The organism is Amycolatopsis camponoti (genome assembly GCF_902497555.1).
GTDB classification, from domain to species: Bacteria; Actinomycetota; Actinomycetes; order Mycobacteriales; family Pseudonocardiaceae; genus Amycolatopsis; species Amycolatopsis camponoti.
In genome coordinates, this window is sequence record NZ_CABVGP010000002.1 from 1,812,521 (window position 1) to 1,828,104 (window position 15,584).

18 protein-coding genes and 1 tRNA gene are annotated in these 15,584 nt (G+C 70.6%); 5 read left to right on the forward strand and 14 right to left on the reverse strand.

What is annotated here, in order from left to right:
* Positions 1-76: 76 nt before the first annotated feature.
* Positions 77-150 (reverse strand) — tRNA-Ile (locus tag AA23TX_RS28790).
* 187 nt (positions 151-337) lie between these two features.
* On the opposite strand from AA23TX_RS28790, the gene AA23TX_RS28795 reads away from it, so the two are divergent.
* The gene (locus AA23TX_RS28795; protein WP_155545924.1) at positions 338-613 is read left to right on the forward strand and encodes a hypothetical protein; all 276 of its coding nucleotides are present in this window, start codon (positions 338-340) and stop codon (positions 611-613) included.
* A 1-nt stretch (position 614) separates the two neighbouring features.
* On the opposite strand, the gene AA23TX_RS28800 is transcribed toward AA23TX_RS28795, so the two are convergent.
* The 3 genes from AA23TX_RS28800 to AA23TX_RS28810 all read right to left on the reverse strand — a co-directional run bounded on the left by AA23TX_RS28800 (position 615) and on the right by AA23TX_RS28810 (position 2,535).
* Positions 615-854: a hypothetical protein gene (locus tag AA23TX_RS28800; RefSeq protein WP_230862752.1), complete on the reverse strand. Its 240-nt coding sequence runs from the start codon at positions 852-854 to the stop codon at positions 615-617.
* Positions 855-928: 74 nt separating this feature from the next.
* Entirely contained in the window at positions 929-1,450 is a 522-nt protein-coding gene (locus AA23TX_RS28805; protein WP_155547373.1) for a dihydrofolate reductase family protein, read from the reverse strand.
* Between the two features lie 59 nt (positions 1,451-1,509).
* Positions 1,510-2,535, reverse strand: a complete 1,026-nt coding sequence (locus tag AA23TX_RS28810) for a bile acid:sodium symporter family protein (RefSeq protein WP_196425710.1) — start codon at positions 2,533-2,535, stop codon at positions 1,510-1,512.
* A 138-nt stretch (positions 2,536-2,673) separates the two neighbouring features.
* Here AA23TX_RS28810 and AA23TX_RS28815 point away from each other — a divergent pair, with 138 nt between their 5' ends.
* Positions 2,674-3,507 carry a LysR family transcriptional regulator gene (locus tag AA23TX_RS28815; RefSeq protein WP_155545925.1) on the forward strand — a complete coding sequence of 278 codons (834 nt, stop codon included), beginning with the start codon at positions 2,674-2,676 and terminating at the stop codon, positions 3,505-3,507.
* On the opposite strand, the gene AA23TX_RS28820 is transcribed toward AA23TX_RS28815, so the two are convergent.
* Both AA23TX_RS28820 and AA23TX_RS28825 read right to left on the reverse strand, forming a co-directional pair.
* Entirely contained in the window at positions 3,504-4,241 is a 738-nt protein-coding gene (locus tag AA23TX_RS28820; RefSeq protein ID WP_277875424.1) for a sigma-70 family RNA polymerase sigma factor, read from the reverse strand. The genes AA23TX_RS28815 and AA23TX_RS28820 overlap by 4 nt on opposite strands.
* Before the next feature lie 5 nt (positions 4,242-4,246).
* Entirely contained in the window at positions 4,247-4,735 is a 489-nt protein-coding gene (locus AA23TX_RS28825) for an RNA polymerase sigma factor (RefSeq protein ID WP_155545927.1), read from the reverse strand.
* Between the two features lie 591 nt (positions 4,736-5,326).
* Between AA23TX_RS28825 and AA23TX_RS28830 the strand changes: the two genes are divergently transcribed.
* Entirely contained in the window at positions 5,327-5,590 is a 264-nt protein-coding gene (locus AA23TX_RS28830) for a WhiB family transcriptional regulator (protein ID WP_155545928.1), read from the forward strand.
* A 211-nt stretch (positions 5,591-5,801) separates the two neighbouring features.
* Here the strand turns inward: AA23TX_RS28830 and AA23TX_RS28835 are convergent, their stop codons facing one another.
* Positions 5,802-6,779, reverse strand: a complete 978-nt coding sequence (locus tag AA23TX_RS28835; RefSeq protein WP_155545929.1) for an RNA polymerase subunit sigma-70 — start codon at positions 6,777-6,779, stop codon at positions 5,802-5,804.
* A gap of 98 nt (positions 6,780-6,877) precedes the next feature.
* Between AA23TX_RS28835 and dprE2 the strand changes: the two genes are divergently transcribed.
* Together dprE2 and AA23TX_RS28845 are read left to right on the forward strand one after the other, a co-directional pair.
* On the forward strand, positions 6,878-7,618 hold the full coding sequence (dprE2, locus tag AA23TX_RS28840; protein ID WP_155545930.1) for a decaprenylphospho-beta-D-erythro-pentofuranosid-2-ulose 2-reductase: 741 nt from the start codon (positions 6,878-6,880) through the stop codon (positions 7,616-7,618).
* Positions 7,619-7,824: 206 nt separating this feature from the next.
* Complete coding sequence (locus AA23TX_RS28845; RefSeq protein WP_155545931.1) at positions 7,825-9,024, forward strand: LCP family protein; 1,200 nt, start codon at positions 7,825-7,827, stop codon at positions 9,022-9,024.
* Between the two features lie 4 nt (positions 9,025-9,028).
* Here the strand turns inward: AA23TX_RS28845 and AA23TX_RS28850 are convergent, their stop codons facing one another.
* The 7 genes from AA23TX_RS28850 to AA23TX_RS28880 all read right to left on the reverse strand — a co-directional run bounded on the left by AA23TX_RS28850 (position 9,029) and on the right by AA23TX_RS28880 (position 15,576).
* Entirely contained in the window at positions 9,029-10,219 is a 1,191-nt protein-coding gene (locus tag AA23TX_RS28850) for an acyl-CoA dehydrogenase family protein (RefSeq protein WP_155545932.1), read from the reverse strand.
* A gap of 1 nt (position 10,220) precedes the next feature.
* Complete coding sequence (locus tag AA23TX_RS28855) at positions 10,221-11,126, reverse strand: 3-hydroxyacyl-CoA dehydrogenase NAD-binding domain-containing protein (RefSeq protein ID WP_155545933.1); 906 nt, start codon at positions 11,124-11,126, stop codon at positions 10,221-10,223.
* 11 nt (positions 11,127-11,137) lie between these two features.
* Entirely contained in the window at positions 11,138-11,884 is a 747-nt protein-coding gene (locus AA23TX_RS28860; protein WP_155545934.1) for an acetoacetate decarboxylase, read from the reverse strand.
* Positions 11,881-12,624: a crotonase/enoyl-CoA hydratase family protein gene (locus tag AA23TX_RS28865; RefSeq protein ID WP_155545935.1), complete on the reverse strand. Its 744-nt coding sequence runs from the start codon at positions 12,622-12,624 to the stop codon at positions 11,881-11,883. Before AA23TX_RS28865 ends, AA23TX_RS28860 begins: the two co-directional genes overlap by 4 nt.
* 13 nt (positions 12,625-12,637) lie before the next feature.
* The gene (locus AA23TX_RS28870; protein ID WP_155545936.1) at positions 12,638-13,783 is read right to left on the reverse strand and encodes a CaiB/BaiF CoA transferase family protein; all 1,146 of its coding nucleotides are present in this window, start codon (positions 13,781-13,783) and stop codon (positions 12,638-12,640) included.
* Between the two features lie 118 nt (positions 13,784-13,901).
* Positions 13,902-14,807 (reverse strand): LysR family transcriptional regulator, encoded by a 906-nt coding sequence (locus tag AA23TX_RS28875; protein ID WP_155545937.1) that lies wholly within the window; start codon positions 14,805-14,807, stop codon positions 13,902-13,904.
* Between the two features lie 226 nt (positions 14,808-15,033).
* Positions 15,034-15,576 carry a TetR/AcrR family transcriptional regulator gene (locus AA23TX_RS28880; RefSeq protein WP_155545938.1) on the reverse strand — a complete coding sequence of 181 codons (543 nt, stop codon included), beginning with the start codon at positions 15,574-15,576 and terminating at the stop codon, positions 15,034-15,036.
* Between the last annotated feature and the right edge of the window lie 8 nt (positions 15,577-15,584).

A 15,584-nucleotide genomic window follows, 5' to 3' on the forward strand; every position in this document is an offset into this window, starting at 1 on the left:
GGTTGTCCCCCGGGTAGATACTGCGGGCACCGGGAGCAATCCCAGCGGGATTGCGAACAGCAATCCCCGCCTCGGGTGGGGCGGGCGGGGCTCGAACCCGCGGCCAAGGGATTATGAGTCCCCTGCTCTAACCAACTGAGCTACCGCCCCCTGGCCCCGGCGCGCAGGCGGCACGGGGATTTGCATTCGCACAGAAGACTCAGTTCGCTTCAAGTTATCACAGCGGCCATCCGGGGAGATCCGGTAGGCCAAACAGGTTGAAGTGGCCACCGACCGGCGCAGCCTCGTCTAGGTTGCAAGGGCGTCGCCGCTGAACGGAACGGCGGGAGGGTGAGCGATGGTCACGGCACCGCAAGCCACTCCGCACGATCCGTACGCGCTGCGGTTGGCGCTGCTGGACGCACTCATCGCCGGGGCGGGCCTGGGCTACCTGGCGCACCAGTACCGGGAGGCGCTCGTGGCGAACCTCGCGGCCATCGGCCTGGCCCTGCTGTTCACGTTCGCACTGGGCTACGTGCTCCGCGCGGCGGCCCGCGTCCTCCGCCGAGCGAACCGGCGCGTGGACGCCATTTTCGCCGAGGAACTGCGGAAGCCGTCGCCCCGCCCGCGCTGAGTCACGGATTCCGCTCAGGTTCCGCCGCCGGCGGCGTTGTCGTGGTGGGCGGTGGTGTCGCCGAACCGTAAGCCGCGTAGGTGAACCAGATCTGGCCGAAAGTGGTCGCGGTGTACGAGCCCAGCACCGTATTGAGCACGAACGCGTTGAACGGGCTCGGCGTGTTCGGCGACACCACGATCGCTCCCGGCACCTTGCCGAGGCTGTGTGTCACGGTGCAGAAGCCGTTGCCGTCGGTCACGCAGGTGGCCTGCGCCGCCTGGACGATCGGCGCCGGCGACGGCCCGGCGCGTTACGCCGTCCACAGTGGACTGCTCACGCCACCCGGTACCAGCAGGTGCCGATCGACCCGGAGCTGCTCAGCTCCACCGGCTCGAGCCGCACCAGCGTCCCCCCGGGGTGGTCGAACAGCCGCACCCCGTCGCCGAGCAGGACCGGGGCCACGTGCACCAGCACCTCGTCCAGCAGTCCCGCTTCCAGGCACCGCCGCGCCGTCGTCGCACCCAGCACCGCCACGTACCCGTCCCCGGCCGCCGAACACGCCGCCGCCACGGCCTTGCCCAGGTCGTCGACCAAGGTGAAGCCCGGTGCCGGCTCGGCGGAGCGGGTCACCACGAAGATCGGGCCCTCCCAGCGGCCGCCGTACACCCGGCCCTCCGCCGTTGTCGCCGGTGCGTACGTGTGGTGGCCCATCACCACCGCCCCGAGCTCGCCGAGAAGTCGCGAAACGGCCGGGTTCGGGCCGGTGTGCAGGCCGGCGAGCCACGTCATGTCGTCGGCGGGCCCGGCGACGAAGCCGTCGAGGGACATCGTGATGTGGTAGAGGACCTTGGCCATGGTGGCGCCTTCCGTCGGGGTCACCGGTACTGACCGGCCCCGCCCGGAAAAATCATCGCTCAGGCGGGCACTAGGTCCGGCGAAGCCGAGCGCGCGTACCGGCGGGCCAGCGTCGCGCACACGATCAGCTGAATCTGGTGGAACAGCATCAACGGCAGCACGATCAGCCCCACCTGCGCGTGCCCGAACAGCACCGTCGCCATCGGCAGGCCGCTGGCCAGGCTCTTCTTCGACCCGCAGAACACGATCGTGATCCGGTCGGCGCGGGCGAAGCCCAGCACGCGAGCGCCCCAGCCGGTCGCGCCCAGCACCGCGGCGAGCAGCACGCAGCACACGCCCACGAGCACCAGCAGGTGGCCGGCGTCGAGCCGGTGCCAGATGCCTTCGACCATGCCCGCGCTGAACGCCGTGTAGACCACCAGCAGGATCGAGCCGCGGTCGAACAGCTTGAGCGGCGCCGAATTCCGCGTGATCCAGTCGCCGATCCAGCGCCGCGCCAGCTGGCCCGCGACGAACGGCGCGAGCAGCTGCAGCACGATCCCGAGCACGGCCGAACCGTCGACGCCGGCGCCGTCCCCCGACAGCAGCAGCGCGACCAGCAGCGGCGTGAGCACGATCCCGGCCAGGTTGGACAGCGACGCGCTGCAGATCGCCGCCGCGACGTTGCCGCGGGCGATCGACGTGAACGCGATCGACGACTGCACGGTCGAGGGCAGCACGGCCAGGAACAGCACGCCGGCGGCGAGCTGGGCCGGCAGCACCGACGACGGCAGCAGGAACAGCGCCAGGCCGAGCAGCGGGAACAGGACGAACGTCGCGGCCAGCACGACCGCGTGCAGCCGCCAGCGCCGCAGCCCGTCGAGGGCCTCCTGCGTGGACAACCGGGCGCCGTACAGGAAGAACAGCAGGCCGACGGCGATCGTGGTCGCGGTGCTGAAGCCGTCCGCTACGCCGCCCGAAGCGGGCAGCAGCGTGGCGACCCCGACGGTGGCGAGGATGGCGAGGACGAACGGGTCGAGTCTGAGGCCTATTCTGGCCAGCCCGCCGCGTCCCACGCGCGAACGGCCAACCGGCGCAGAAGTCATGCGGCGGGCGACGGCTGAATAGGTCTCACTGAACCGGGACATGGATCTCCTTCCGGAGCCATTCTCGGCGACGCCGCGTTCATTGTGAACCCCGATGACCGGACTGACTGTCATCGCGGATCGCGATAAAGTGACCCGGTGCTGGACCCGCGCCTGTGCCGTTCGTTCCTCGCCGTCGCCGAGACGCGCAGCTTCACCGCGGCCGCGCGGCGGCTGGGGGTCGGCCAGCCGACGGTCAGCCAGCACGTCCGGCGCCTGGAGCGCGACTCGGGCGGGCTGCTCTTCGCCCGCGACACCCACACCGTCGAGCTCACCGCGCGCGGGCAGGCGATGCTGGGGTTCGCGCAGACGATCGTCGACACCGAAGAGCGTGCCGAGCGGCACTTCCGCGGCGCCGAGCTGCGCGGCCGCGTGCGCTTCGGCGTCTCGGAGGACTTCGCGCTCGGCGAGCTGCCGGAGATCCTGCACCGGTTGCGCCGCAGCCATCCGCTGGTGGACGTCGAGCTGACCGTCGAGCTGTCGGACGTCCTCGCGCAGCGGCTGCGCGCCGGTCAGCTGGACCTGGTGCTGGGCAAGCGCCGCCCGGGCACCCACCACGGCCGGCTGCTCTGGCGCGAGCCGCTGGTCTGGATCGGCTCGGCGGCGACGGTGCTGGAGCCCGGCCAGCCGGTGCCGCTGGTGCAGTACCCGATGCCGTCGATCACGCGGCAGCTCGCGGTGGAGTGCCTCGAACGCGCGGGCCTGGAGTGGCGGGCCGCGTGCCAGACCTCGAGCCTCACCGGCCTGCGGGCCGCGGCGGCGGCCGGGCTCGGCGTCACCCTGCACGCGCGCAGCCTGGTGCCCGCCGACCTCATCGAGCTCGACGGCCTGCCCGAGCCCGGCGAGATCGAGTTCATGCTGCTGGCCCGCGAGTCGACCGAAGGGCCGGCCGCGGCCCTGGAGGAGTTCGTCCTGGACCGCGTCCGCCGCTAGTCCTCTTCTCCCGTCAGGAGTCTTCGGAGCCTGGCCAGCGCGCGGTGCTGGGCGACGCGGACGGCGCCGGGCGTCGAGCCCACCGCCGAGGCCGTCTCCTCCGCGGACAGCCCGACGACCACCCGCAGCACGACGATCTCCCGCTGCTTCGCGGGCAGCACGTCCAGCAGCCGCGCCAGCCGTTCGTTCAGCTCGAACCGGAGGGCGTGCTGCTCCGGACCGTCCGCTTCGGACACTCCGTCGGGGACCTCCGGGACCGGGTCGGAGCGGTTGCGGGCCGCCGCGCGGTGCGCGTCGGCGACCTTGTGCTGGGCGATGCCGTAGACGAACGCGAGGAACGGGCGCCCCTGGTCGCGGTAGGACGGCAGCGCGGTCAGCACGGCCACGCACACCTCCTGGGCGACGTCGTCGGCCGAGGCGAACGAGCGCTCCTGCCGTCCGACGCGGGCCCGGCAGTAGCGGACCACCAGCGGCCGGATGGTGGCGAGCAGGCGGGCGGTCGCGGCGTGGTCGCCGGCGATCGCGTCGGCGACCGGCTCGTCGTGCCGCCGCCAGTGCGCGGGGAACGCCTCGGGGGGCTGCGCCGCGGCTATCTCGCGGACGAGGGCGCGGCTGCGCACCCGGAGCAGGGTGCCCTCCACGTCGAGGCCGGACCGCAGCGAGTCGTGCAGCGCGGCGTTGGACTCCCGCAGCAGCTCGGTGATCGCGGGGTTCCCGTACTCGGTTGCCGGCATGGTGCTCACCCTTCCCTGTCCCGCTGATCGCCGGGCGGTGCGGCCCGGTGGCGCCTGAGGCGTTCCCGCACGTGGCGGAGGTTGGAGCGGACGGTCGCGGGCGCGATGCGCAGCGCCTTCGCGATCTGCGTCGGCGTGAAGCCGTCGAGTGACCAGGCGAGGACCAATCGCTGCTGCCCGGGCAGGGAGGCGAGCAGGTCGATGAGCCCCGCGTGCTGGTCGACCAGGGCGGCCAGCTTCTCGTCGTCCTGCGGATCGCCCGCCGCGGTCCAGTCGGTGCGCGCGTCGTCCACCGCGTCGAGCAGCCGCCCGGCGACGCGGCGGACCCAGGCTCGCGGGTCTTCGAGGGTCGGCCACGCCTCCAGCGCGTGCAACATTGCCTCGGCGGCGATGTCGCGGGCCAGCTCGGCCTCGAACCCGGCTTTGCACAGGAACGCCACGAGCGGGGGGAAGTCGGCGCGGAAGAACGCGTCGAAATCGTCGTCAGCCCACACGGACCCCTCACCACCCCTCGCCTCCACTGGAACAAGTGCGCTGAGGTGACCGCTACGTGTAACGATTCGATCAAGACTGCTCGGTAGGAGTAATGACCTGCTCCGGATCGGTGACGACCGGTGACGAATGGGTGCGGGCATCTCGGGTACCCGAACTCGATGACCCCACGGGACACGACCCATCGCCCGCCGCTCCCGGCCCGGATCGAGGCGGCCGTCGCCGGCGGCCGGAGACGCGCGCGCCGAGCCGCGAACGGCGGATTCCGGACACCGGCCCGCTGACGGCGGCCCGGCGCACCCCGATCGGGAAAGCCGTGCGGGGGCCGGGAAATGCGCCGGCTGCCGGCGACCGCCGCGCGGCCGCGCCGGAGCCCGCTCTCGCCGATCGGGTGACGTGATCGACATCGAGATCCCGGGAAGGAAGGCGTACTCTCATGTGTTGCAGTCTTGGTTGCCCGGAGGGTGAGCCGGGGACCGAAGCCAAAACCCCCTTGACCGACGCGGTTAAGCTCGCGCGTCCGCAGCGGTCAAGTCGGTTGACGCGCCACCACAATGGGAAACAGTAGAAGCAGAGGGAGGTGAACGAAGGAAATGGAAGCCACGATGACGGGCTGGGCGGAACTCGCGGCCTGCAAGGACGAGGACCCGGAACTGTTCTTCCCGATCTCCGCCATGGGCCCCGGCGCCCGGCAGACGGCGCAGGCCAAGGCCGTGTGCGCACGCTGCCCGGTGCGCGCCGAATGCCTCGGCTACGCGCTCGACAACGGCCTGGACCACGGTGTTTTCGGCGGGACCACCGCCGAGGACCGACGCCGGCTGACGCGTACCGCGCCGCAGCGGCACCGAGCTGCTTGATCCGCTGCCCGGTGACCTCTTCCCGGCGGCCAGGAAGCCGAACACCGAAATCGGAAGAATTTCTTTCCGGATGGTGTGCGCCCGGGCGGGTGATTCCCCGTGAATCGCCCGCCCGGGCTTTTTCACGCCTTCACGGGTGAGCGATGCACTACCGAATGCACGCGCCGGTCGTCGGTGCGATACCGGTCGCGGGCACCCGAGGTCATCGTGCTCACTCGTCGCGCCAGGTTTCCGGCAGTCCCCACACCGCCGCCGGGACGGACTCGAAGGCGGCCAGTTCCGTGATCAGCCCGTCCTCGACCGTCAGCAGGGACACCCCGAACCAGCGGAACTCGTCCTCACCCGGGCGCCGGAGCCAGGTCGCGACCGCGGGCTGGCGGTTGGCGCGCGTCGGCCGCATCCGGAAGCGGCCGACGCAGTGCGGTGACGCGGGGTCGAGCGACAGTGACAGCGCCCGCACGATCGCCGCGCCGCTGTCGAACCACAGCGCGTACGGCGGCATGACGGCGCGGGCTTCCTCGTGCAGCAACCGGGCGACCGCTTGGGGATCGCCCGCTTCGTAGGCCGCGATGAACCGCTTGAGCAGCGCGGTTTCCCCGGCCGTCGCGGCGCCGGCCGTCCACTCGGCACGGTGCGCGGGCAGCCGCTCACGCAGGGTCGCCCGGGCGCGCTGCAGCGCGCTGTTCGCCGACGCGACGCTCGTCTCCAGCAGGTCCGCCGTCTCCTTCGCCGACCAGCCCAGGACGTCCCGCAGGACGAGCGCCGCCCGCTGCCGCGGCGGCAGGTACTGGACGGCGGCGAGGTAGGCCAGCTCGATCGTCTCCCGCTCGACGACGACGGCGTCCGGCCCGGCCTCGTCCAGCAGCCGGTCCGGGACGGGCTCGAGCCACGGCAGGTCCAGTGCGGCGAGGGGACCCTCGGGTTCGCCGGCGGGCCCGAGCTGGTCGGGCAGCACCCGCCGCGGCCGCCGCGCGAGGACGTCGAGGCAGGCGTTCGTCGCGATCCGGTACAGCCAGGTCCGCACGCCGGACCGGCCTTCGAACCGGTCGCGGGCCTTCCACGCGCGCAGGAAGGTCTCCTGGGCGAGGTCTTCGGCGTCGCTCAGCGAGCCGAGCATCCGGTAGCAGTGCACCTGGATCTCCCGCCGATGCCGTGCGACGACCGTCTCGAAGTCCGGAACGTGGCCCACCCGCGCACGCTAGCGCACACGGGCGGCGGGAGTCAGGTTTCGCGACGCCGGATCCGGCCGCTCGCGCGGCCGTTCCCGGGAGCTGGGAGACTGCCCCCGTGAGCGGAACGGTGCTGGTACTGGGCGGACGCAGCGAAATCGGACGGGCGGTGGCGGAACGCCTGGCCGGCGACCACCGGCGGTTCGTCCTGGCCGCCCGGCCGGGCGCGGACCTGACCGCCGCCACGGCCTCCCTCCGCGGAGCCGGGGCCGAGACCGTCGAGACGGCCGAGTTCGACGCCGACGACCTCGCCGCCCACGGCCCCTTCCTCGAGAAGGTCGCCGCCGAGCACGGGTCCCTGGACGTCGTCGTGCTCGCCTTCGGCATCCTCGGCGACCAGGCGCGCGCCGAAGAAGACGCCGCCCACGCCGCCGCGATCGTCCACACCGACTACGTCGCCCAGGTCGGCGTGCTGACCCACGCCGCGAACCTGCTGCGCGCCCAGGGTCACGGCAGCCTCGTCGTGTTCTCCTCCGTCGCCGGGGTGCGCGTGCGGCGCGCGAACTACGTCTACGGCTCGGCGAAGGCCGGCCTCGACGGCTTCGCGAGCGGCCTCGCCGACGCCCTCCACGGCTCCGGCGTCCACCTCCTGCTCGTCCGGCCCGGGTTCGTGATCGGGCGGATGACCGAGGGCATGAGCCCGGCGCCGTTCTCGAGCACGCCGGCGCAGGTGGCCGACGCGACCGTCGCGGCCCTGCGCAAGCGCCGCGGGGTCGTCTGGGTGCCCGGCGTACTCCGTCCGGTCTTCTTCGGAATGCGCTTGCTGCCGCGCGCGATCTGGCGCCGGATGCCGCGCTAGCCGCGCGGTTGTGGCCACGCCCACAGCACGTTTTCGTGTGCGCGCCGGTACTTTCCGTCGCGATATCGGCCGATCGGCTGGGACCAGCTCGGCCGATCGGGCAGCGTCACAGCATTTCGACAACTTTCTCAGCTGATTCCCAGCTAACCCGGTGATCCTCGAAGGTGGGGTCGGAGGTTCACCACAGGGAAGCAAGGGGAAGTGTCGTGCTGCTGTCGTCCCGGGGGCGTCGCCTCGGCGTGCGGGTCGCGCTCGGCGTCGTGTCGGCGCTGGTGCTCGGCGCCACCGGGTACGCCTGGTCGCAGCTGAGCAAACTGGACCACGGCCTCGTCACCGCCGACGTCATTTCGCCGTCGGGGCAGGTCGAGAACGAAGAGACCATACCCGGCGAACCGCTCAAGGTCGCCCAGAACGTCCTGCTCGTCGGGATCGACGCGCGCACCGACGCCTACGGCAACCCGTTGCCGCAGAACGTGCTCGACGCGCTCCACGCCGGCAGCGGCGACGACGGCGGCGACACCACCGACACGATGATCGTGGTCCACATCCCGGCGGGCGGCGCCGCGGCGACGGCGATCTCGATCCCGCGTGACTCCTATGTGGACATCGCGGGCGGGTACGGCAAGCACAAGATCAACTCGGCCTACAGCCGTGGCAAGAACGCCTCGATGTCCGGGTTGCGCGCCCAGGGCCTGTCCGGGGCGCGGCTGGAGGTGGCGGCGAACGAGGCCGGCGCGAAGACGGCGATCCAGACGATCGAGAAGTTCACCGGGCTGACGATCAACCACTACGCGGCCATCAACCTGGCCGGCTTCGACGCGCTGTCGCAGGCCGTCGGCGGCGTCGAGGTCTGTCTCAAGGCCCCGGTGCACGACAGCTACTCCGGCGCGGACTTCGCGGCCGGCCCGCAGACGCTGTCCGGGGCGCAGGCGCTCGCCTTCGTCCGGCAGCGCCACGGCCTGACCAACGGTGACCTCGACCGGATCGCGCGGCAGCAGGCGTTCCTGTCCGGGATGGCCAAGAAGGTGCTGAGCGCGGGCACGTTCACCGACCCGTCGAAGCTCTCCGCGCTGGTCGACGCGGTGCAGGGCTCGGTCGTGCTGGACCAGGGCTGGGACGTGCTCAGCTTCGCCCAGCAGCTGCGGGGGATGAGCTCCGGGGCGATCGCGTTCGCCACGATCCCGGTGCAGAGCCTCTCGCTGGCGACGCCGTCCGACGGCGACGCGGTGAAGGTCGACCCGGCGCAGGTCCAGCAGTTCGTGCGCACGGCGATCAGCACACCGGCGGTCCAGGCTTCGGGCGACGACACCACCGGCGGCGTCAAGCCGGTCGCGGCGACCGCCACGCAGACGTCCTCGAACGCGAAGCAGCCGGCGACCAGTACGGCCGCCGGCTGCGTGAACTGACTCCTTACACGAACGCGCTCTGCCCGGTGATCGCCTTCCCGACGATCAGCGTGTTCATCTCGCGCGTGCCTTCGAACGAGTAGATCGCCTCGGCGTCGGCGAAGAACCGTGCGACGTCGTAGCCGAGCACGATCCCGTTGCCGCCGAAGATCTCCCGGCTCCACGCGACGACCTCACGCATCCGCGAAGTGACGAACGCCTTGGCGAGTGACGAGTGCTCGTCCTTGAAGATGCCCGCGTCCTGCAGCCGGGCGAGCTGCACGAGCATGCCCCACGACGCGGTGATGTTGCCGAGGCTCTTCACGAGCAGGTCCTGCACCAGCTGGAACCGCGCGATCGGCCGGCCGAACTGCTGCCGCTCCTGGGCGTAGGCGAGCGCGGCTTCGTAGGCGCCGATCGCCACCCCGAGGGCCTGCCACGCGACGCCGCCGCGGGTGGCGCGCAGGATCTCGGCGACGTCGCGGAAGCCGTTGATGCCCTGCAGGCGGTTCGCCTCCGGCACGCGGACGTCGGTCAGGGTGATCTCGGCGTTCTCGACGATCCGGAACGCGATCTTGCCCTCGATCTTCTCCGGCACGAAGCCCGGCATGTCCTTCTCGACGACGAAACCCTTGACGTGGTTGTCGTCGACGTCGCGCGCCCAGACGACGATGTAGTCGGCGAAGGTCGCGTTGCCGATCCACTTCTTGGCGCCGTTGAGGATCCAGCTGTCGCCGTCGCGCTTGGCTGTGGTGCGCATGCCACCGGCCACATCGGACCCGCCGAGCGGCTCGGTCATCGCGAACGCGCCGATCTTGTCCATCGCGGCCATCTCGGGGAGCCAGCGGTCACGCTGTTCCTGGTCGCCGCCGGAGTAGATCGAGTACATCGCGAGTCCGTTGTGGACACCGAAGAACGTCGCGACCGAGGCGTCGATGCGGCTCATCTCCATCGCCATCATGCCGGTGAGCAGGTGGCTGACCGCGGGCTTGTGCTCGCCGTAGCCCTCGTAGGGCAGGCCGGCGAGGCCGCTCTCGCGGAACATCCCGATCAGTTCCTTCGGGAAGGTGCCGGCTTCCCAGTTCTCGTTCACCAGCGGCTTGACGTCGTTGGTCATGAACTCGCGGGCCTGCACGAGCAGCTTGCGCTCGTCGTCCGGGAGCAGTGCCTCGAAGTCGTAGAAGTCGGCGGTCAGCTTGTCCTTGAGCGGTTCCATGTCAGTTCTCCTCCACTGCGTGCAAAACGGCGAGCTGCTTGCGGTCGCGCGTCTCGGCGAGTTCCGAGTACGTGGAGGAGCCGTAAGCCTGTTCGACGGCTTCGATGAGCCGTTCCTGCTCTTCCGGGCTCTGGCTGGGGGTGCCCAGGCCTGCCCACATCTTCTTCATGGACTTGCCGATGTGCTCGGCCATGTGCCGGTAGCCGCCGGGGCCGCCACCGAGGTGCGAGCCGAGGAACGGCCCGACGGTCGCCCAGCGGATCCCGAGCGAGTTGGTGATGACCTTGTCCAGGTCCTCCGGCGTCACCACGCCCTGCTCGACGAGGTAGATGGCCTCGCGGCTGAGCGCGTTCTGGAGCCGGTTGCCGACGAACCCGGGGATCTCCTTGCGCTCCACGACCGGCGTCCGGCCGAGGGAGGTGTAGAACTCGACGGCCTTGTCCACCGACTCCTGGCTGGTGTGCTCGCCGGGGACGACCTCGACCAGGGGGATCAGGTGCGGCGGGTTGAACGGGTGTCCGATGAGGACCCGCGTTCCGTCGATCTCTTCGGTGAAGGCCGTGGACGGAATGGCGCTCGACGAACTCAGCAACAGTGCGTGGGCCGGGGCTTCCTGCTCCAGCTTGGCGAACAGGTCCTTTTTGAACTCGACGCTCTCGGGTCCGTTCTCCTGCACGACATCCGCGTCGCGCACGGCTTCGGCCACGTCGGTGGCGATGCTCACCCGGCTCGCCAAGTCGGCGGCGGTCGTGCCGAGGTGCGGGGCGAACGTCTTCAGTGCGTCCGCGATGGCTTCGGCGAGGTCGGGGCGGGGATCGGTGACCCGGACGGTCAGGCCGTGGTGGGCGAACAGCGCCGTCCAGGACAGGCCGATGGTGCCGGCACCGATGACTGCGGCGTTCTTCATGACTGTGTCATTCATACAAGCGCTCCCTTCAGGTAGTCGAAGACCGGCTTGACCGGGGCGAGCGTCAGGTCGGTGAGGATGTGGCTCGCGGAGACGACCTCCAGCACGGGCAGGTCGGCCAGCGGGGCCAGGACGTGCTGGAACAGCTGCAGCCGCGCGGGGCCGGTGTAGGCCTCCTTGACCACTACGTCGGTGATCTCGGTGCGGACCAGCTCCTGCACGCGGGGCGCGCCGTCGTAGCCGGGGATCGTCTTGAGCATGAACGTCGGGACCGTGATCTGCTGCTCGGCCGCGCGGGCGTCCAGCTCGTGGTGCTTGTAGCCCATGGTCGCGGTCGCCACCCGGAGCGTCCCGTAGTCCAGCGTGCCCACGAGAACGCCGTTGTCGACATAGAGGTTCGGCGACCCGACGGTCTTCGGGTACGCGCTGACCTCGCGGCCGGACGCCGTCGCCGGGAAGTTGTCGAGGTACATCGCGTGCAGGTACTCGCCGCGCTCGCCGTCGAAGCTGACCTCGATCGCCTGGCCGGACTCGGTGTACGGGCCGTAGCCGGAGACGTCGCCCATCTTCATGACCTCGAAGCGCACCAACGGTTCTTCGACCTGAAGGGGCTCCGGGACGACGGCGCGCAGGGCGTCGGCGTCGGTCCGGTAGACGATGTTCAGGTACTCGCGGTTGGTGAACCTCGGGACCACCGGCGCGAACGCCGGGGCGGTCAGGGGAGTGGTCACGTGCTGCCGGACTTCTTCGATCTTCATTCGCCTGTCCACTTCGGAGCGCGGCGCTCGGCGAAGGCGGTCATGCCCTCGCGGACGTCTCGGGACTGCATCAGTTTCTTGACTTCCTCGCGCTGCACGGCTTTCGGATCCGCCGCGCGCACGATCTTCTTGACGGCGGCGAGCGCGAGGGGCGCGTTCTCCGCCAGCTTCTCGGCCAGCTGGAGCGCGACGGCGGCGGCGTCGCCGGCCGGGGTCACGCGGTTGACCAGGCCCAGCTCGCCGGCGCGGTGGCCGGTGACCGGCTCGCCGGTGAGGAGGAACTCCATCGCCAGGTGGTGCGGGATCCGCTTCGGCAGCCGGAGCACGCCACCACCGGCGGCGATCAGGCCGCGCTTCACTTCCGGGAGGCCGAACTTGGCGTTTTCGGCGGCGACGATGAGGTCGCAGCCGAGCGCGAGTTCGAACCCGCCACCCATCGCGAACCCTTCGACCGCGGCGATCAGCGGCTTGGCCAGCTCGGCTTCGGTCAGGCCGCCGAACCCGCGTCCCGGGATCTCCGGTGACTCGCCCTTGAGCGCGGCCTTGAGGTCCATCCCGGCGCTGAAGGTGTTCTCGGCGCCGGTGAGGACACCCGCCCGGAGCGTGGGGTCGCTCTCGAGGTCGTCGAGGGCGGCGGCCAGCTGGGTCGCGACGGCGGCGTTGACCGCGTTGCGGGCCTGCGGCCGGTCGATCGTGATCAGCAGGGTGCTGCCGATCCGTTCGGTGCGTACTTCGGTCATGGTCTTGCTTCTTTCAGTTCAGTTCCGCGAGGACTTCGGCGGTGTCCTGGCCGGCCAGCGGGGCCAAGCGGCGGATCGAGCCGGGCGTCGCGGAGAACTTCACCGGGATGCCGACCGTGCGGATGGCGCCCTCGCTCGGGTGCTCGACGGTGTCGAGCAGGTGGCCGTCGCGGACGTACGGGTCCTCGTGCGCGTGGTCCAGTTCGAGCACCGGCGCCATCGGGATGCTGTGCTTCGCGCAGACCTCGGACCACTCTTCGGTGGTCAGCGCCGGGGCGCACGCGGCGATCTGCTCGGTCAGCCACTCGTTGTCGACGCGGTCGATGGCCTCGCCGTTCACGCGCGGGTCCTGCGCGAGGTCGGGGCGCTCGGCAGCGGCGAAGAAGTCGCGGAAGTTCTTCGGGTTGTAGGGGATGACGCAGGCGAGGCCGTCCTTGGTGCGGACCGCGGCGTGGCCCTTCGTCATCGACAGCGCGAACCCGGTGGGGCCTTCGGCCGGCTCGTAGGTGTGCCCGGCGAGGTGCTCGACCAGGTTGAACGCGAGCAGCGTGTCCGTCATCGGGATCTCGATCTGCTGGCCCTGGCCGGTCTTGTCGCGGTGCACCAGCGCGGCGAGCACGCTGTAGGCGATGGTCAGCGACGACACCTTGTCGCCGATGATCGTCGGCAGGTAGACCGGCTCGCCCAGTGCCCGGTTGGTGACGTCGACCAGGCCGGAGGAGGCCTGCACGGTCTCGTCGTAGGCGGCGTTGCCGGCGCGGTCGGAGTCGCCGCGGAAGCCCTGCGCGTGGGCGTAGACCAGGCGCGGGTTGCGCTCGGCGACGTCGGCGTAGTTCAGCCCGAGGCGGCTCAGCGCGCCAGGGCGCATGTTGGTGATCAGCACGTCGGCGGTGTCGATCAGCTTGAGCGCCTGCTCGCGCTCGGTTTCGTCCTTGAGGTTGAGGGCCACGCTGCGCTTGTTGCGGTTGACGTTCAGGTTCAGCGGCGTCATGCCCGGCGTGGTGCGGTACTGGCCCACCCGCACGGTGTCCGCGGGGGACTCGATCTTGATCACGTCGGCGCCCAGGTCGCCGAGGATCTGGGCCGCGTACGGGCCCATCACCACGGTGGAGAGGTCGATCACACGCACGCCGTCGAGCGGGCCGGTGCTGTTCGTCATCTTTTCGTCCTTTCGCGCCTTGCTGTTTCGCTCTACTTACGAACGTAGGCGCGGGCGGCGCGAAAGGGAATGATCATGATGCGAACAATGGTATGACCGCGGTGGTCATACCATTTGTCTAGGTGGTGATCGGGTTTTTGAAGACGTCTTTCGCGGCTTCGACGAGCTCCTGCAGGTCGCCGTCGGTGCGGTCGCGGCGCCAGAGCAGGCCGGTGTCCAGCTGGGGGCGGAAGTCGGTGAAGGGGAGGACGATGACGTTGTCGAGCCGGTAACCGTGCATCGGGCTCTTGTCGTCGAGCATGGAAATGGAAAAGGCTTCGCCGCTGGAAATGATTTCCGACGTCCCGCCGTAGCCGGTATTGGTCAGGCGAATCCGTTTCTTGATGCCGAGCTCGTTCAATTGGTGGTCGAGCTGGTCGAAGTACGCCGGCGTGATTTCCCCAGGTGAGGCCACGTACGGGAATTCGGTCAGCTCGGCGAGGCTCACCGAGTCCCGGCCGGCGAAGAGATCGGCCGGGACGACCGCGCCGAGCCGTTCCGACATCACCGGCACCTGGTCGAGCGCGGGATCGGTGACCGGCAGCCGGGCCAGCGTGAGGGCGAGCTTGCCCTCGTGCACGCCCTGGACGAGGTCGGCGGTGGTGCCGGGCCAGCGCTTCAGCTCGTACCGTTCGCGAACGCGCCCGGCGAGGGTGTTGACGCGGTCCCGCAGGTCGGGGTGCACCCCGGCGGGCATGCCGAGGAAAACGGTGCTGCGCTGCGGCTCGGTCGCCTCCTTGAGCCGCCACGGAATGGCGTTGACCTGCTCGAGGACGTCCCGGGCGAGCGGCAGCAGCGCGGCCCCGGCGGCGGTGAGCGTGACGTGGTGGGTGCTGCGCTCGAACAGCTGCTGCCCCAGCTCGTGCTCGAGGTCCTTGATCCGCTGGCTGAGCGGGGAGGCGGCCATGTGCAGCTTCCGCGCGGCCGCGGAGAAGTTCAGTTCCTCGGCGACCGCGACGAAGTAGCGCAGGTGCAGCATCTCCATGACCTCGACCCTACGGCCCGCACCGTGTCGTCCACCCAGGTACGCGTGTCGTCCACTCCGGTACGCGTGTCGTCCCTCCAGACACGCGAGTTGACCCTCCAGACACGCGAGTTGACCCTCCGATCACGCCAGTTCCGTCTCCGATCACGCGAGTTCCGTGTGCCGGAACGGACGACACGTGTGTCTGGATGGACGACACGTATACCTGGACGGACGACACGGGTGTTCAGGGGGGCGACGCGCCTCGGCGGACCATCCCCAGGAGGTGGGGTGTGCGGGGTCCGGCGCCGGACAACGCGATGCCCGTGGCGAGCAGGAGGAGGTCCAGCTCGGTGACGTCGACGGCCACCGCCCCGGCGGTCCGCGCGCGGTCGAGCAGGGCGGCGGCGGTCGTGTTCATCGCCGCGTGCCAGCCGGCGAACAGGCTCTCGTGGTCCCCCGCGGGATCGGTCAGCGAAAGCGCGAGGGCGCGCTTCGTCCGCACGTGCTCGACGAACAGCCCGAGCCAGGCGAAGAGCGCTTCGCCGGGGTAGTCGGCGTCGAGGTCCGCGCGGCTTCTCAGCTCCGCGACTTCGTCGGCGTACACCGCGACGACCAGCTCGCGCCGGTTCGGGAAGTGCCGGTACAGGGTGGCGTTGCCGACGCCGGCGCGACGGGCGATGCGGTCGAGCGGCGCGTCCGGGCCGTCTTCGGCGAAGACCTCCTTCGCCGCGGCGAGCACGAGCGCCTGGTTGTCCCGCGCGTCCGATCGGCGGGCCCGTGCGGTCATGCTGCTCC

Coding starts and splice junctions, on each gene's coding strand:
- AA23TX_RS28850 (WP_155545932.1), bottom strand. CDS start 10,219: ATGGAACCGCTCAAGGACAAGCTGACCGCCGACTTCTACGACTTCGAG.
- AA23TX_RS28875 (WP_155545937.1), bottom strand. CDS start 14,807: ATGGAGATGCTGCACCTGCGCTACTTCGTCGCGGTCGCCGAGGAACTG.
- AA23TX_RS28870 (WP_155545936.1), bottom strand. CDS start 13,783: ATGACGAACAGCACCGGCCCGCTCGACGGCGTGCGTGTGATCGACCTC.
- AA23TX_RS28830 (WP_155545928.1), top strand. CDS start 5,327: ATGGAAGCCACGATGACGGGCTGGGCGGAACTCGCGGCCTGCAAGGAC.
- AA23TX_RS28820 (WP_277875424.1), bottom strand. CDS start 4,241: ATGCCGGCAACCGAGTACGGGAACCCCGCGATCACCGAGCTGCTGCGG.
- AA23TX_RS28880 (WP_155545938.1), bottom strand. CDS start 15,576: ATGACCGCACGGGCCCGCCGATCGGACGCGCGGGACAACCAGGCGCTC.
- AA23TX_RS28795 (WP_155545924.1), top strand. CDS start 338: ATGGTCACGGCACCGCAAGCCACTCCGCACGATCCGTACGCGCTGCGG.
- AA23TX_RS28810 (WP_196425710.1), bottom strand. CDS start 2,535: ATGACTTCTGCGCCGGTTGGCCGTTCGCGCGTGGGACGCGGCGGGCTG.
- AA23TX_RS28855 (WP_155545933.1), bottom strand. CDS start 11,126: ATGAAGAACGCCGCAGTCATCGGTGCCGGCACCATCGGCCTGTCCTGG.
- AA23TX_RS28865 (WP_155545935.1), bottom strand. CDS start 12,624: ATGACCGAAGTACGCACCGAACGGATCGGCAGCACCCTGCTGATCACG.
- AA23TX_RS28860 (WP_155545934.1), bottom strand. CDS start 11,884: ATGAAGATCGAAGAAGTCCGGCAGCACGTGACCACTCCCCTGACCGCC.
- AA23TX_RS28805 (WP_155547373.1), bottom strand. CDS start 1,450: ATGGCCAAGGTCCTCTACCACATCACGATGTCCCTCGACGGCTTCGTC.